16 protein-coding genes are annotated in these 14,866 nt (G+C 36.5%); 3 read left to right on the top strand and 13 right to left on the bottom strand.

Features of this window, described 5'->3' with window-relative positions:
* Window positions 1–215: 215 nt before the first annotated feature.
* The 13 genes from ACS125_RS12280 to ACS125_RS12340 all read right to left on the bottom strand — a co-directional run bounded on the left by ACS125_RS12280 (window position 216) and on the right by ACS125_RS12340 (window position 11,934).
* A complete protein-coding gene (locus ACS125_RS12280) occupies window positions 216–923 on the bottom strand; it encodes an SIR2 family NAD-dependent protein deacylase (protein ID WP_443272390.1) in 708 nt (235 codons plus the stop codon).
* Between the two features lie 91 nt (window positions 924–1,014).
* Window positions 1,015–1,389, bottom strand: a complete 375-nt coding sequence (gene gcvH, locus ACS125_RS12285) for a glycine cleavage system protein GcvH (protein WP_443272392.1) — start codon at window positions 1,387–1,389, stop codon at window positions 1,015–1,017.
* Between the two features lie 37 nt (window positions 1,390–1,426).
* Window positions 1,427–2,452, bottom strand: a complete 1,026-nt coding sequence (locus ACS125_RS12290; protein ID WP_004792780.1) for an AraC family transcriptional regulator — start codon at window positions 2,450–2,452, stop codon at window positions 1,427–1,429.
* A 107-nt stretch (window positions 2,453–2,559) separates the two neighbouring features.
* Window positions 2,560–3,000, bottom strand: coding sequence for a MaoC family dehydratase (locus ACS125_RS12295; RefSeq protein WP_004792778.1), 441 nt, complete (start codon window positions 2,998–3,000; stop codon window positions 2,560–2,562).
* On the bottom strand, window positions 3,000–4,847 hold the full coding sequence (locus ACS125_RS12300; RefSeq protein WP_004792777.1) for an ABC transporter ATP-binding protein: 1,848 nt from the start codon (window positions 4,845–4,847) through the stop codon (window positions 3,000–3,002). Before ACS125_RS12300 ends, ACS125_RS12295 begins: the two co-directional genes overlap by 1 nt.
* 368 nt (window positions 4,848–5,215) lie before the next feature.
* A complete protein-coding gene (locus ACS125_RS12305; RefSeq protein ID WP_004792775.1) occupies window positions 5,216–5,752 on the bottom strand; it encodes a DUF2058 domain-containing protein in 537 nt (178 codons plus the stop codon).
* A gap of 3 nt (window positions 5,753–5,755) precedes the next feature.
* Window positions 5,756–6,436: a YoaK family protein gene (locus ACS125_RS12310; protein WP_004792773.1), complete on the bottom strand. Its 681-nt coding sequence runs from the start codon at window positions 6,434–6,436 to the stop codon at window positions 5,756–5,758.
* Between the two features lie 4 nt (window positions 6,437–6,440).
* On the bottom strand, window positions 6,441–7,643 hold the full coding sequence (sstT, locus tag ACS125_RS12315) for a serine/threonine transporter SstT (RefSeq protein WP_296511002.1): 1,203 nt from the start codon (window positions 7,641–7,643) through the stop codon (window positions 6,441–6,443).
* 408 nt (window positions 7,644–8,051) lie between these two features.
* Window positions 8,052–8,363 (bottom strand): ArsR/SmtB family transcription factor, encoded by a 312-nt coding sequence (locus ACS125_RS12320; RefSeq protein ID WP_002121379.1) that lies wholly within the window; start codon window positions 8,361–8,363, stop codon window positions 8,052–8,054.
* 466 nt (window positions 8,364–8,829) lie between these two features.
* Window positions 8,830–9,393: a TetR/AcrR family transcriptional regulator gene (locus ACS125_RS12325; RefSeq protein WP_004792769.1), complete on the bottom strand. Its 564-nt coding sequence runs from the start codon at window positions 9,391–9,393 to the stop codon at window positions 8,830–8,832.
* 369 nt (window positions 9,394–9,762) lie between these two features.
* Window positions 9,763–10,926, bottom strand: coding sequence for a ribosomal protein uL16 3-hydroxylase (locus ACS125_RS12330; protein WP_004792768.1), 1,164 nt, complete (start codon window positions 10,924–10,926; stop codon window positions 9,763–9,765).
* A gap of 31 nt (window positions 10,927–10,957) precedes the next feature.
* Window positions 10,958–11,551, bottom strand: a complete 594-nt coding sequence (locus tag ACS125_RS12335) for a Maf family protein (protein WP_174728443.1) — start codon at window positions 11,549–11,551, stop codon at window positions 10,958–10,960.
* A complete protein-coding gene (locus tag ACS125_RS12340) occupies window positions 11,551–11,934 on the bottom strand; it encodes a DUF2237 family protein (protein ID WP_003651438.1) in 384 nt (127 codons plus the stop codon). The genes ACS125_RS12335 and ACS125_RS12340 overlap by 1 nt, the downstream gene beginning before the upstream one ends.
* Before the next feature lie 138 nt (window positions 11,935–12,072).
* On the opposite strand from ACS125_RS12340, the gene ACS125_RS12345 reads away from it, so the two are divergent.
* The 3 genes from ACS125_RS12345 to fba all read left to right on the top strand — a co-directional run bounded on the left by ACS125_RS12345 (window position 12,073) and on the right by fba (window position 14,789).
* Window positions 12,073–13,260, top strand: coding sequence for a phosphoglycerate kinase (locus tag ACS125_RS12345; protein ID WP_004792764.1), 1,188 nt, complete (start codon window positions 12,073–12,075; stop codon window positions 13,258–13,260).
* 124 nt (window positions 13,261–13,384) lie between these two features.
* On the top strand, window positions 13,385–13,630 hold the full coding sequence (locus ACS125_RS12350) for a hypothetical protein (RefSeq protein WP_013198094.1): 246 nt from the start codon (window positions 13,385–13,387) through the stop codon (window positions 13,628–13,630).
* Window positions 13,631–13,751: 121 nt separating this feature from the next.
* A complete protein-coding gene (gene fba / locus ACS125_RS12355) occupies window positions 13,752–14,789 on the top strand; it encodes a class II fructose-bisphosphate aldolase (protein WP_005304678.1) in 1,038 nt (345 codons plus the stop codon).
* The last annotated feature ends 77 nt before the right edge of the window (window positions 14,790–14,866 follow it).

The following is a 14,866-nucleotide window of genomic DNA, read 5'->3' on the forward strand; positions in this document are numbered from 1 at the left end:
TAATATTAATCATTAGCTTATAATTTTTTAATATTTATTTTTTTAAAATTTTGGGGAGAATAAAAAATATTTCAAAAAAATAACTCTAAATCTAGTTACAAAATGGTTAGGAGATAAAGTTTTATTGAGCAAAATTGAAACAATGTTAGGAAGTTTTATCTAAAAGATAGTAGTTTTTATTCAAATTACATTTATTTAATCCTTAAAATTAGCAATTAATTGATTAAATTTTCAAAAAGTTCATGCATTCCTTGAGTCGCTGACATCTTTAATAATTCATATTGGTGGGGAACACGCCTATGATCTGCTTTGGGATCTATATAGTATGCTTTACATTGAGCTGTAACTTCATGCACTAAACCCGCAACTGGATATACGCTTAATGTGGAGCCGATTACAATAAAAATATCTGCACTTTGCACGACTCTAATGGCTTCCTCATAAGCAGGTACAGCTTCACCAAACCAAACTACATGTGGACGAAGGGGATAACCATTTGGGCAAAAGTCATGTTCTAAGTCTAGTTTCCAACCGTTAATGTTATAAAACTGGGTTGTAAATTGTGCATTGGGGCCAGAACTTTTTGCTAACCGAATGTTTCCATGCAAATGTAAAACGTTGAAACTTCCGGCACGTTCATGTAAATCATCAATGTTTTGAGTAATAACTTGTACGTCAAAATAGTCCTGTAACTTGGCAATATATTGATGAGCTGAATTGGGTTGAGATTCTAAAATATTTCTACGTCGTTCATTATAAAAGCGTTGAACTAGAGCAGGGTTCTTTTGCCATGCTTCAGGTGTGGCAACTTGCTGAATGTCGTAATTTTCCCATAGACCATTACTATCACGAAAAGTGCTAATTCCACTTTCGGCACTCATTCCTGCGCCAGAGAATACAACAAGCTTTGTCATAGAAGTCACCGATTCATAAAAGTGAATTTGAATAGATAAAGAAAAAACCAGTTTAAGACTAAACTGGTTTTTATTAAATATGAAAAGCTATGACTATCTTTTATAGGCCGGCTTCATATTCTGCATTTGTTAAAAGTTTTTCAACATCGGCAATATTGTCTGGTTTGATTTTATAAATCCAACCCTTACCGTATGGATCGTCATTTACAAAATCAGGATCATCTTCAAGGTCAGTATTTACTTCTACTACAGTGCCTGAAACTGGAGCATGGATATCAGAAGCAGTTTTTACTGATTCAACTACACCAGCTTGTTCGCCCGCGGTAACTTGGCTTCCAACTTCTGGAGTTTCAACGTAAACCAAATCGCCAAGTTCATCTTGTGCATGATCGGTAATCCCTGTAATAACAAGATTACCCTCAATCTTTACCCACTCATGTGTACGTGCATACTTCAGTTCCGAAGGATGATTCATGGTAACTCCTTAAGCTTGTGTCCAATAGTTTTAAAAATTATAAGTATGGGTCTTTACGCCAGTTGCTCGGACTGCGGCCGCTCCAGCGTTTAAAAGCACGGCTAAAATTTGCAACGTCCGAATAGCCAAGTTCATCAGCAATTTGTTCAAGACTATAATCTGTACGTGAAAGTAAAGATGTTGCATGTCGATAGCGTACTTCATCAACTAACGTTGAAAATGATGTTCCTTCCGCTGCTAATTGACGTTTGAGCGTTCGATCAGACATATGTAGACATTCAGCTACATTTTCGATGCTTAAATAATGTTGTTCAGAATTACTTAAAATATCACGAACTCGCATTGCTAAACGACGGCGTTCACCTAAAGCGGATAGTTCAGCTTCGCACTGATTAATAGCAACTTGACTTGCGATAGGGTCAGCATTAACCAATTTTATCCCTAAATATTTTTTATCGAAACTTGAAATTAAATGAGGTTGGTTAAAGCGAATTGTGCTGCTTAGCTTATTTCTATATTTGTCAAAACCTTCTGGTTCTGGGAAATCTAAATCTACATCACCAGCTAAATCTTCAATACCAGTAATCGCTTTCGCCATGCTCATGATACCAATGGTTAAACCTAAAACGATTTCTGTACGCAAAGGTTCAAGTTCAATATCACACTGTAATTGTAAGGTTGCTTTGGGCCCAAAAGTTGAGAAATATAATTGTAAAAAGGGTAAGCGTAGCTGAATAAAGCGAGCCGCAAGAGCAATTGCTTCAGTAATATCTTTGGCTGTCATAATTGCATAGCCAATGAAGCCATGAATTGAAATACGCATTTGAGTACCAAGATGGTAACCCAACGTAGTTTCGCCAGTTAAATTAAGCGCGTGTTTTACCAGTTCATTTGCTACTGGTGTAGAAATACGATAGTCAGGATCCGCCAGTTGCTCGCTAGTAAGATGAAATGGAGCAAATAATGTTTCGTCGTTGTATCCCCAACGTGAAACAACATCTAATAGCAATAAGCCATAGACACCCGGAATACCCTGATCTTGACGAGCTGAGGTAATTTTCATATGCGTTCCATTGCTCTCATCAATTTTTCACATGCATTTCTTACACATATTGTCATGAAATATAATCTGAGTTTATAAAAACTGTTAGACAATCATATCAACCATTTTTAAACATTTTTTTTAAAGACAACAATTTTTGTTGTTGAAATAAGTAAAACATCCCCATGTTGATTTAAGGCTTGCGTAACGTAACTAACAATACCACGATCTAATTTTGTTTTGGATGGTGTGATAGCTGAAATTTCAGCTTCAACATGAATTCTATCACCAGGTCGAGTAGGGCGTGGCCATCGTAGACTAGATTCAGAACCTATTAGGCCGCCATGAATAGGCATGCATTCTGTCCATAAACGCATAGTGATAGCTGACGTATGCCAGCCACTTGCAGCAATCCCCTGAAAAATAGGGTCATGCTTAGCTTGCTCTTCATCTGTGTGAAATGTTTGAGGGTCATAGGAGTTTGCAAATTTTTTGATTTCATCTAAGGTGATTTCATATTCACGGCTAATGAAACGATCACCAATTTTCAAATCTTCTAAATAAAGCATTAATCTTGACCCTGTAAAACTTTTTGTTCAAATAGGAAACCGCCTGTTTGGCGTTTCCATAATTGTGCATATATTCCATTTTGTGCAATTAACTCTTCATGTGTTCCTTGCTCAGCAATTCGACCTTCATCAAGAACAATTAAACGGTCCATTTGTGCAATAGTAGATAATCGGTGTGCAATTGCAATAACCGTTTTATCAACCATCAGGTCATTTAAACTGGATTGAATCGCTGCTTCAACTTCTGAATCTAGTGCACTGGTTGCCTCATCTAAAATGAGAATAGGAGCATCTTTTAAGAATACACGTGCGATAGCAATACGTTGTCTTTGACCACCAGAAAGTTTTACACCACGTTCACCGACTTGGGCGTGATATCCATTACGACCTTTTAAGTCAACCAATTGAGGTATAAATTCGGCTGCTTTGGCTTTATTTACAGCATTCTCCATCTCGGCATCAGATGCATCTGGACGGCCATATTTAATATTTTCAGCCACTGAGCGATGTAATAAAGACGTATCTTGGGTTACTAAGGCAATATTGGCTCTTAGACTATCTTGAGTCACATTTTCAATATTTTGGCCATCAATTAAAATTTCACCGTCCTTAAGATGATAAAAATGTAAAAGCAGTTGGATTAGAGTTGATTTACCTGCACCTGAACGCCCAACAATACCAATCTTTTCACCTGCTTTAATATGTAAATTGAAGTGATCAATTACATTTTTATTGTTATAAGCAAAACTCACATCTTTAAATACAATCTCACCTTTGGCAACTTCAAGAGTTTTTGCATCTGGTTTGTCTTGAATATTGATTTTTTTACCTAATGTCTGCATACCATCTTGAATGGTTCCGACATTTTCAAATAACGCGGACATATGCCACATCATAAATTCAGCCATACTATTAAGCTTTAAAATCATGGCAGTAGTCGCTGCAATTACACCTAATGCTGCTAAACCTTGAGTCCATAGCCAAACTGACGTGCCAATAACACCAATAAATAAAACAGCTGATAGCATGTTGATACTTATTTCAAAAAGAGTGCCTAAACGCATCTGAGCATAGACTGTTGTCATAAACTCTTTCATTGAGGCTTTTGCATATTGGCTCTCACGTCCCGCATGAGCAAACAATTTAACAGTTTGAATATTGGTGTAAGCATCAGTAATGCGGCCAGTCATAACTGCTCTGGCATCAGCTTGTTGCTGAGAAACTTTACTTAAACGGGGAATAAAGAACCATGCACTTAAGAGAAATAAAGTTAACCAAACTAAAAGTGGTATTAACAAAATAGGGGAAATAGCCCCAAGGACAATGCTAACCGTAATAAAGTAAATAGCCACGTATGCTAACATGTCACCCAAAATAATCCAGAATTCACGGACTGCTAGGGCAGTTTGCATAACTTTTGCAGAAAGTCTTCCAGCAAAGTCATTATGGAAAAAATCTAAGCTTTGTTTCAATAACAGATTATGAAAACGCCAACGCAAACGCATTGGAAAAGTACTATATAAAATCTGATGTTTAATAATAGATTGAAAATTTACGAAAAAGATATTAGCAAATAAAACACTAATTAAAATTAGTAAATCAGTCGCATGTTGACTTAAAAAACTTTCAGGATGACTTTTACTTAACCAATCCACGAGTTGTCCAATCTTTGAAAAAAGTAAGGCTTCAAAGCTTGCAGCACCTGCTGTAAAAAGAATAAGTAAGAATAAGTAGGGGCGTAAGCCTTCTGTCGCTTGCCAGACAAATGGGAAAAAACGAGTTGGTAAAGGTTCATCCAGACCTTTTGTTGGGTAGGGATCTACAAGTTTTTCAAACCACTTCAGCATGAATTACTACCTTTAAGACAAAAGCCACTTAATTAAGTTTTTGCAATTAAATTTACAGAAAAGTCAGTTAGATCAATATTACTTAGGTTTTTGATCTTTTGAGCATGTGTAAATACATATGAACTGATTACTTTGTACGTCATTCATTAGTACATGACGTAAAAATTGGATGTCTGAAGAAATATTCAAGACTGTCGCGAGGACTTAAAAATTATGATTTATTATATCGGGATTAATAGATAAAGTGGTGAAGGAATTTATTCTTTAAGTATTTTTTTCTTAATATTTTGAACGTTTGTTAAATTAATACTTTTTAAGCCAAATCGAAAAAGGCCTTTATACCTGCATCATAAAGGCCCTTGTATGTATTACCACATTAAATCATCAGGAATAACATACGCTGCATAAGGATCTTCTTCATCAGTGGCTTGTTCATTTTTCTCAGCATTATTCATTAAAATGAAACCTTGCATTTTTTGATCTATTTTTTCAGCTAAAGCTTTTGGCAAATAAGCGTATTGATCTTGGTCTTTAGCAATGACTAAGCTACCGGTAACAAGTGCATTATATACTTGCTGAGAAATATATACCTTCTTGATCTTACTCTCATCAATAAATTGATAAACACTATCGCCATCAGTATTTGAAATTTTATGATGTTTAATCATTTGAATGATTGATGCTTTGAGGGCTTTTTCCTCAAGCTGTTGTTGTTTTTCTAAGTTTAAAGCCTGATCTTTAGCTAACTTTTCTTGTTGAGCTTTTTCAATATTTGCTTTGATTGCTGGTTCATCACTTTGACCGATACGTTGCTCATGGTGAGCTTGTTTTGTTAGTTTCTTTGCTTTTTTATTATCCACTAACCCAGCTTTCAGTAGCTGTGCTTGTAAGGCATTTTTAACCATGACTTAATCCTTATGTGAAGTTGAAGGGCTATAGAGATAAACTACCCAGTAAGAAATACTTAAGACTAAGCTTAAAGTTGCTGGCAATAAAAATGCTTGTAACTTTAAATACGGATGTACTAGTGCTGCGAGTATCCCACCAAGCAGAAAACCTGTAAAAATAAGTAAGTGTAAAACAATACGTCGGTTTTCTACTGGTAAGCCTCGAGCTTTGTATCCAAGGGCTAAACCAATATCTGTTAAAACACCAGATAGATGGGTAGTTCGAATAATGGTTCCTTTATAATGGCTTACCATCGCATTTTGTAGGCCCATCGCTGTACAAGCCCATAATAATCCATAGCGTGGAAAATAAGGTAGTAATAGCCAACAAAGAAAAATGAATAAGGCAACCAGACTCAAAGGTAAGCCATAGCGACGACCTAATCGAAAGTGACTGCTGCCTAAAATAAAACCACTGTAAAATGAACCACAAACATAACAAATAATTACTAGAAGCAAGAAAATGATATGTTTCGGCTGCCACTCTACCAAACTCATAGCTAGCATACTAACGTTGCCAGTCATATGTGAAATAGATTGATGCAAAAGGGTAATTAACCCTAATACATTAATCATTCCGGCATTGAATGCCAGTAAAAAGGCTCCGAGTTGGAACCAGTTTGGTAGACGTTGAAATGGCATGTGTTTAATAAGCTTGTTTAGAGCGAATATCTACAGCTGCGGTAAATAAAATATCCGTAGAAGAGTTAAGCGCTGTTTCTGTAGAGTCTTGCAATACACTAATAATCATACCCACTGCAACAACTTGCATAGCAATTTCGGTTGAAATACCAAATAAACTACATGCTACTGGAATCAAAAGTAAAGAACCACCCGCAACACCAGATGCACCACATGCTGAAACTGTAGCAACAACTGATAAAATAACCATTGTAGCTAAATCAACATGAATACCAAGTGTATGTACAGTTGCAAGTGTGAGTACAGTAATTGTCACTGCCGCACCAGCCATATTGATTGTCGCACCTAATGGAATAGACACACTTGCTGTAGATGGATTAACACCTAATCGCTCAGCCAGATCTAAGTTAACCGGAATATTGGCTGCAGAACTTCGTGTAAAGAATGCTGTAATACCACTTTCTTTTAAACATTTAAAAACTAATGGATATGGATTGCCGCGGATTGTTAAGCCTACCAAAATAGGGTTAACCACGAGGGCAACAAATAACATTGTTCCTAGTAATACCGCTAATAAGTGTGCATAGCTTTCAAGCGTCGCGAGACCAGCATCTGCAAAAGTCACTGCAACTAATCCAAAAATACCGACTGGTGCAAAAGCAATTACTTTGTGAATAATAGCACTGACAGCATGTGCAACATCTTGCATCACTTGTTTTGTGGTGTCTGAGCTATGGCGCATGGCTAAACCTAAACCAATTGCCCAAGCTAAAATACCAATAAAGTTTGCTTCACTAATTGCTTGAACAGGGTTCGCAATAAAGCTTAAAAGCAGATTTTTTAAAATATCAGCTAAACTTCCTGGTGCTTGTAAATTATTATGAGAAACCGTGTTGAGATAAAGAGTGCTTGGAAAAGATAAACTTGCAATAACAGCACTAAAAGCGGCTAGCAACATACCTATTACGTATAGAAGTAAGACTGGGCGTAAATTTGCACTATGGCCTACTTGGAAGTTGGCAATAGAGGAAAGCACCAATACAAAAACTAAAATAGGGGCAACCGATTTTAAGGCTTTAATGAAAAGCTCACCAAATAAACTTAAATAAGGCGTAACGTTCGGAAATAGTAATGCAACGCCTATCCCTAGAATAATGGCGATAATAATCTTAGTGACTAAGCTTAATCGAGAAAAGAATGCAAGCATATAAAGGCCTTATTAACCTAATCATGGCTAAAGGTTGAACAAGCGGAGTATTTTATACTTAAGTGCTGTGAATCTTAAGCTTTTTTATAGCAAGTATAAGTTTTTATAATTATTGGTAATATTAAGTCATTGTTTTTATTTTGATTAATTTTAAATATGGGAATCTATAATTGGTGATTTTGTTTGTTAAATGCTCATTGAAAAATTAATTAGATCAAAAAGCTGTGCAAGTATCCGATAAACTACAGAGAAATGAATTTTAAAAGAGTAAAGAGGTAAGTAAAACTTTGGAAAAGCTACGCGAATTTTCAAAACTTTGTGCTTGGACTAGACTCTAAGCTTTCAAGCTGAAAAATCGCATATTTCAGGAAATTACTACTATTATTATAAATTTATAATTTAAAGATTTTATTTACTTGCACAATACAGTTGGTGAAGCGTATTTAAAATTGAATGCATATTATCATCCTTAATAGAATAAAAAATTTGCTTACCATCGCGACGAGTTGATACAACATCACTTTTACGTAACATCATAAGCTGTTGTGAAAGAGTGGGCTGTGTAATTTGAGTCTTCTCTTCAATTTGTGAGACATTTAGCTCTTCATAAGCTAAGTGACATAAAATTAATAAACGATCTGTATTAGCCAAAGATTTGAGAATTCCAACGACTGAATCAGCCGCATTTTTCATTTCTTCAATTTGGAGTCCATCTTTCATACTTTATACCTATATCAATATAGCGGGCATAGTATAGATTGATCTTGCAGAAATGAATGTAGCAAAACTAATCAATCCAATTGTTTTTGTTGAAAAGCAATATAAGGGGAACTGATAAATAAGTAGTATTTTTAATTAAAAACAGTTGTTTGTAGTTCTTTTGTGTCTAAAGTGTTGCATTGTGTTATAAGTTTAATTGTTAAGTATAAGTGAATTGAAGTTAATATGAAATAACTGCTATTTCACTCGGATAAATAGTTAAATCTAATTTATCTTTAAAGGAATCATAAAAAGTGATTGAGTTTTTATTTTTTAAATATATAATCTGTTTTGTACAGACAGGTCTGTATATTTTGGTTCGGTAGGGTCGAAAAAAACGTCTAATTTAGAACCAAAATGACTTTCAGACGCAGCGTGATAGATAAGAAGAACATTAATATAAGAAGAAGAACATCACGCTTTATTTTTAAGCTGCTCTTTCAAAGTCGATTAACTTTTCAACCCGATTCCAATAATCATAGATTTTTATTGAACCATGTTCGACCTGAGCTTGAATGGTCATACCTTCCAATATATTAACGAGTAATAAAGATAAAGGACCTGGTTCTTTTACATCATATTGATTAAGAAGATTTTGCATAAGTTGAGTCAACCAAGCTTTATACAACGTAGCGGGTTGGTGTGTTGATGGATACTGTTTTAAAACTTCTTCCAAAGCTTTTTGAAACATACAGCCATTAAAATCTTCACTATTAAACCAGTCGGAATACCATAAAAATACTGCTTTAATTCTCGCGAGAGGATCTAACTCATCATGTTGTGATAAAGCAGAAGTAAGCGAATTTTGTAAAAGCGTATTCCGTAGAAGTAGGCATTCTTCAATTAACTTTTCTTTTGATGGAAAATGCTTATAGAAAGTCATTTTTGCAACACCAGATTCATTAATGATGCGATCTACACCTATAGAATTATAGCTATACGAGTTAAAAAGTCTTAATGCGGTGTTAATAATGTCATCTTTTTTCGACATATTTTTTTAGCCTCTCACAAATGAATTGCTATTTGCTTGAAATGTGATCTGTATTAATGAGAATCTGGACCTTTAATTTTACAAGGTATTGTTTGTTATTGATAGAAAAAAGATATTATTTTTTTAAACGGTATCGTTTAGATTTTAAGGAAAAAGTAAGTAAGAGGTATGCTATTTCTTTAATAATAAGATTTTCTATTTTTAATTTTGATTTCAAGATTTCTTACGCTTAATAACTTTGATTACGCGCTATTTAAGGATTTGCAGATAAATTTAATGAGCAATAATCGAGTTTATTTTGAGTTAGGTTGTTAATTTAAAAAGTAGACTTTTCCACGCTCATTAAAAAGTCTACTTTTATTAAGATGTTTACTCTGCAGGAGGTAAAAGCATCAGGATAGATTCATTTAACAAGTGAGCAACGTTTTCTAGCGTTTCATCATCACTAAATTGGCTATCGAAAGCTAGACTTTCTCCATTAGCAATTGCTTTTAATTTTTGCTCAAAGGACTCAACTATAAATAGCGCTTCACCATTTCCCCAAAAGTTTAGGCTTCCGCTTTTTTCTGTATAGAGTAGTCGAGAGGCTGGCTCTAAAAGAACCTCGTAACCTTCGTGCAAAATTTCCTTCAAGTCATCGGCTTCGATTTCATCAGCCTCTGGAATATTATCTGGATATTTAGGTTCACTCATATAAGACATAATAGCGGCATCAAGTGCTGCTGAATCTTGTAATTGAGCTAATACTAAGTCTTTTAAGTAGCCAAGTTCAGAGGTATTAATTTCACCAACTTGACTCATCTGTTTGCGTGCGATGTCGACAACAGGATTTTGCAATAAAGTGTTAGCTGAAAATTGATCACTAATACGTTCCATCATCCCTGCAACGTTTGGCATGCGAAAGCCAAATGAGAACGTTAGGCAATCATCTTCAGCAACGCCATAATGTGCCATTCCAGGCGGAACATATAGTAAATCACCAGGTGCCAAAATTTCATCAAATTGTACATCTATTTCTGGCAAGAGTTTTAATGGTTGATTTGGTACAAAGGAAGTATTTGCATCACACATTTGTCCTAACTGCCAGCGACGATGTCCATGACCTTGAACTAGAAACACATCATAAAAATCAAAATGCTTTCCTACTGAGCCACCTTTAGGAGCGTAGGAGACCATAATGTCATCGCGGCGCCATTGAGGAATAAATGGAAATTTTTTCCAAAGTTCAGACAGATCAAATGAATAATGATCTACAGCTTGTACTAAAAGCGTCCATAGTTTTGGGAGCTTTTGAAAATCACCCTTGGTTAAAGGTGAAGACTTGACGTGCCATTCATTTGGATTTTTATCTTTTTGGCGAATGAGTCGGGCACTCGCATGTTCTTCCAAAGCAAGTTCTTGCACATCTTGGGGTTCTAAAAGACCTACAATTTCTGGCAACCCGTTACGTACTAGTAAAGGTTTTTTCTGCCAATATTCTGCTAAAAATTGTTCGGCAGTAATACCGCCTAAAACTGCTAAAGGTTCTGTCATGGAAATAACCTATTTATAAAAACATCTAAAATTAAGGAATTTGTAGACCAAGCTGCCTTAAAATATGGCAAAGTTGAATCATGGGTAAACCCATAAGTGTCGTCTGATCTAGGCCAGTCATTTTTTTGAACAAACTAATTCCTAAACTTTCACACTTAAAGCTACCAGCGCAATGGAGTGGTTGATCTAATGCAATATATCGTTCAATTTCAGCTTGAGTTAGGGTTCGGAATTTAACTTGATAATGTTCAACAAGCGTTTGCTCAAAATTCCCATCAAGCCATTGCACACTGAGTGCCGTACTAAAGAAGACAGTTCGACCTGAGTTTTCTGCTAACTGTATTTTGGCATTCTCAGTGGTCATTGGTTTACCAATAAAGTCGTTAGGAGCGTGTTCTCGCCATGCGACTTGATCGGAACCAATAATAATTGCATGTGGGTTTTGTGCAGCAACCACTTGAGCTTTTGTGAAAGCTAGCCTTTTCGCAAGTTCATCGGCATGGGTTTCATTGCGAGGGCTCTCATCAATGTCAGGACTCACACAGATATAGTTAATCCCTAAGCGATCCATTAAGGCTTTACGTGTTTGACTGCTTGACGCCAAAATAATTTGTGGCTGAACCATTACACTGCAAATTCCATTAAAACATCTAAAGGTACATAGCTTAATACAGCTTGGTGACATGCATGTATTTTGATAGGAGGTGCCTGACCTGCTTGATATGCTTCTACCCAGCGGGTTACACAGATACACCAGAAATCACCGGGTTTTAGGCCAGGGAAATCTACTTCTGGTAACGGGGTAATAAGATCATTACCTATTTTTTGTGAAAAATTTAAAAAATCAGAGGTCATTTGCGCACATACGGTATGTTGACCAAGGTCTGTTACTGCTGTGTGGCAGAAACCATTTCTAAAATAGCCAGTAATAGGGTCGAAACAACAGCTTGCTAAAGGTTCCCCTAAAACATTTAAACGATTAATTTGCGGATCTGGATGAATAGACATAATGGATGAAATATCAAATAACTATGTCTATCATAATCAAAACTCACGCTTTCTACAGCTTTTATGCAAAAAAACTAACCTTTTTTGATGTAATCATTTAAAATTGGCGCGTTTTTAAAATCATAAAGAGAGCTTTACATGAATTTTCAGCGTATGACTGACCTTAACTTAACAGGTAAACGCGTCCTTATTCGTGAAGATTTAAACGTTCCTGTCAAAAATGGTGTGATTACTAGTGATGCTCGCTTACGTGCAGCATTACCAACAATCAAGGCTGCTTTAGAAAAAGGCGCAGCAGTGATGGTGTTTTCACATCTAGGTCGTCCTGTTGAAGGTGAACCAAAGCCGGAACAATCACTTGCACCAGTCGCTGCTTATTTAACAGAAGTATTGGGTCAAGAAGTTAAATTGTTAACTGATTACCTAGATGGCGTAGAAGTTGAAGCTGGTCAAGTTGTATTGCTTGAGAATGTACGCTTTAATCATGGCGAAAAGAAAAATAATCCAGAGCTTGCACAAAAATATGCTGCATTATGCGATGTATTTGTGATGGATGCATTTGGTACTGCTCACCGTGCAGAAGCCTCTACTGAAGGTGTAGCTCGTTTTGCTCCTGTAGCTGCAGCTGGCCCTTTATTGGCAGCTGAGTTAGATGCACTAGGCCGTGCAATGCAAACTCCTGAAAAACCAATGGTTGCAATTGTTGCAGGTTCTAAAGTTTCAACTAAACTGGATGTTTTAAACTCACTTTCTAGTATTTGTGATCAACTTATCGTTGGTGGTGGTATTGCAAATACATTCTTGGCAGCTGCTGGTTTCAATGTTGGTAAGTCACTATACGAAGCTGATTTAGTTGAAACTGCAAAACAAATTGCAGCGAAAGTAAGTGTTCCACTTCCTACAGATGTGGTAGTTGCGGATGCTTCGCAAATTAATTTTGAAGATTTCTTGGGTTCTTTAGCAGCAGCGCAAGCAGTTGTGAAGAAAGTAGAAGATGTAACTTCAAACGACATGATTTTAGATGTTGGCCCGGAAACAGCTAAAGCATTTGCAAATATTTTAACAACATCAAAAACGATTCTTTGGAATGGTCCAGTAGGCGTATTTGAAGTTGATCAATTTGGTGAAGGTACGAAAGCGCTTTCGCTGGCTGTTGCTGAATCTGCTGGTTTCTCTATTGCTGGTGGCGGAGATACTTTAGCTGCGATTGATAAATATAACGTTGCTGATCAAATTGGTTATATTTCTACAGGTGGTGGTGCATTCCTTGAGTTTGTTGAAGGAAAGACTTTGCCAGCAGTTGCAGTTTTACTTGAGCGTGCTTAATACTGTTATCTAAAAACAATAAGGGATTGGGTTGCCAGTCCCTTTTTTCATGGATAGGTCATTAAACTGTCATATATCTGCAATAAAATAGCGAGCATTAAATCACCAACTGTGGACAATAGTGATGAATTTAAAGCTTACATTTGCTGCTGTGTTAATTGTACCGATGATGTTGACTGCTTGTGCTAAGAAAGATGAAGCATCTCAGGCTGGACAAGAATCGGCAGCTTCTACTGCTGTTTCTGAAAAAGTAACGCCTGAGCAACAAGCAGCAATTGATGCGATTGATAAGCCAGTTTTAGATGAAAAGAATACTGATGTGGTTGAAGGTAGTGCATCAAGTGAGGCGGCTGCTTCAGAAACACATTAATTTGTTGTTTTTTGTTAAAAAATCCCTGCATATGCGGGGATTTTTTTTGAAATACTGTGATTTGTTGCTGAATTGAAATAAATGAAAGGGTAGAATAACCCGCACTACCTGGGAGGATATTATGGCACTCATTTCAATGCGCCAGCTCTTGGATCACGCTGCTGAACATAACTACGGCGTACCAGCATTTAACGTAAATAACTTAGAACAAATGCGCGCAATCATGCTTGCCGCGGATGCAACCAATTCACCTGTAATTGTTCAAGCATCAGCTGGAGCTCGCAAATATGCAGGCGCTCCATTCTTACGCCATCTTATTTTGGCTGCAATTGAAGAATGGCCACATATTCCAGTGGTAATGCACCAAGATCATGGTACAAGCCCTGATATCTGTCAGCGTTCAATTCAGCTTGGCTTTAGCTCTGTGATGATGGACGGTTCATTAGGTGTAGACGGTAAAACACCTACATCTTACGAATACAACGTTGATGTAACTCGTAATGTTGTTGCTTTAGCGCATGCATGTGGTGTTTCTGTCGAAGGTGAGATTGGCTGTTTAGGTAGCCTTGAAACTGGTATGGCTGGTGAAGAAGATGGTGTTGGCGCAGAAGGTGTGCTAGACCACTCACAACTTTTAACTTCTGTTGAAGAAGCGACTCAGTTCGTTGCTGATACGAATGTTGATGCACTAGCAATTGCAGTTGGTACTTCACACGGTGCGTATAAATTTACGCGTCCACCTACAGGAGATATTTTGGCAATTGACCGCATTAAAGAAATTCATGCGGCATTACCAAATACTCACCTTGTAATGCATGGTTCGAGTTCTGTTCCGCAAGAATGGTTAAAGGTAATCAATGAGTTTGGCGGTAATATTGGCGAAACTTATGGTGTACCTGTTGAGCAGCTTGTAGAAGCAATCAAACACGGTGTACGTAAAATCAACATCGATACTGATTTACGTTTAGCTTCAACTGGTGCGATTCGTCAATTTTTGGCAGAGAATCCATCTGAGTTTGATCCACGTAAATACTTTGCTAAAACAGTTGATACAATGAAGCAAATTTGTATCGATCGTTATGAAGCATTTGGTACAGCTGGAAATGCTGACAAGATTCGTCCAATTTCTTTAGAGAAAATGGTTGATCGTTATAAATAATTCCCGTTAGGGTTTAATTTAAAAAAACCGGTTATTTATAACCGGTTTTTTATTAAGTGAATTTTATTCATAAAAAA

The organism is Acinetobacter sp. PFS20, assembly GCF_052261015.1.
Taxonomy (GTDB): Bacteria; Pseudomonadota; Gammaproteobacteria; order Pseudomonadales; family Moraxellaceae; genus Acinetobacter.

Coding starts and splice junctions, on each gene's coding strand:
- gcvH (WP_443272392.1), bottom strand. CDS start 1,389: ATGAATCATCCTTCGGAACTGAAGTATGCACGTACACATGAGTGGGTA.
- ACS125_RS12290 (WP_004792780.1), bottom strand. CDS start 2,452: ATGAAAATTACCTCAGCTCGTCAAGATCAGGGTATTCCGGGTGTCTAT.
- ACS125_RS12295 (WP_004792778.1), bottom strand. CDS start 3,000: ATGCTTTATTTAGAAGATTTGAAAATTGGTGATCGTTTCATTAGCCGT.
- ACS125_RS12300 (WP_004792777.1), bottom strand. CDS start 4,847: ATGCTGAAGTGGTTTGAAAAACTTGTAGATCCCTACCCAACAAAAGGT.
- ACS125_RS12305 (WP_004792775.1), bottom strand. CDS start 5,752: ATGGTTAAAAATGCCTTACAAGCACAGCTACTGAAAGCTGGGTTAGTG.
- ACS125_RS12310 (WP_004792773.1), bottom strand. CDS start 6,436: ATGCCATTTCAACGTCTACCAAACTGGTTCCAACTCGGAGCCTTTTTA.
- sstT (WP_296511002.1), bottom strand. CDS start 7,643: ATGCTTGCATTCTTTTCTCGATTAAGCTTAGTCACTAAGATTATTATC.
- ACS125_RS12320 (WP_002121379.1), bottom strand. CDS start 8,363: ATGAAAGATGGACTCCAAATTGAAGAAATGAAAAATGCGGCTGATTCA.
- ACS125_RS12325 (WP_004792769.1), bottom strand. CDS start 9,393: ATGTCGAAAAAAGATGACATTATTAACACCGCATTAAGACTTTTTAAC.
- ACS125_RS12330 (WP_004792768.1), bottom strand. CDS start 10,926: ATGACAGAACCTTTAGCAGTTTTAGGCGGTATTACTGCCGAACAATTT.
- ACS125_RS12335 (WP_174728443.1), bottom strand. CDS start 11,551: ATGGTTCAGCCACAAATTATTTTGGCGTCAAGCAGTCAAACACGTAAA.
- ACS125_RS12340 (WP_003651438.1), bottom strand. CDS start 11,934: ATGTCTATTCATCCAGATCCGCAAATTAATCGTTTAAATGTTTTAGGG.
- ACS125_RS12345 (WP_004792764.1), top strand. CDS start 12,073: ATGAATTTTCAGCGTATGACTGACCTTAACTTAACAGGTAAACGCGTC.
- ACS125_RS12350 (WP_013198094.1), top strand. CDS start 13,385: ATGAATTTAAAGCTTACATTTGCTGCTGTGTTAATTGTACCGATGATG.
- fba (WP_005304678.1), top strand. CDS start 13,752: ATGGCACTCATTTCAATGCGCCAGCTCTTGGATCACGCTGCTGAACAT.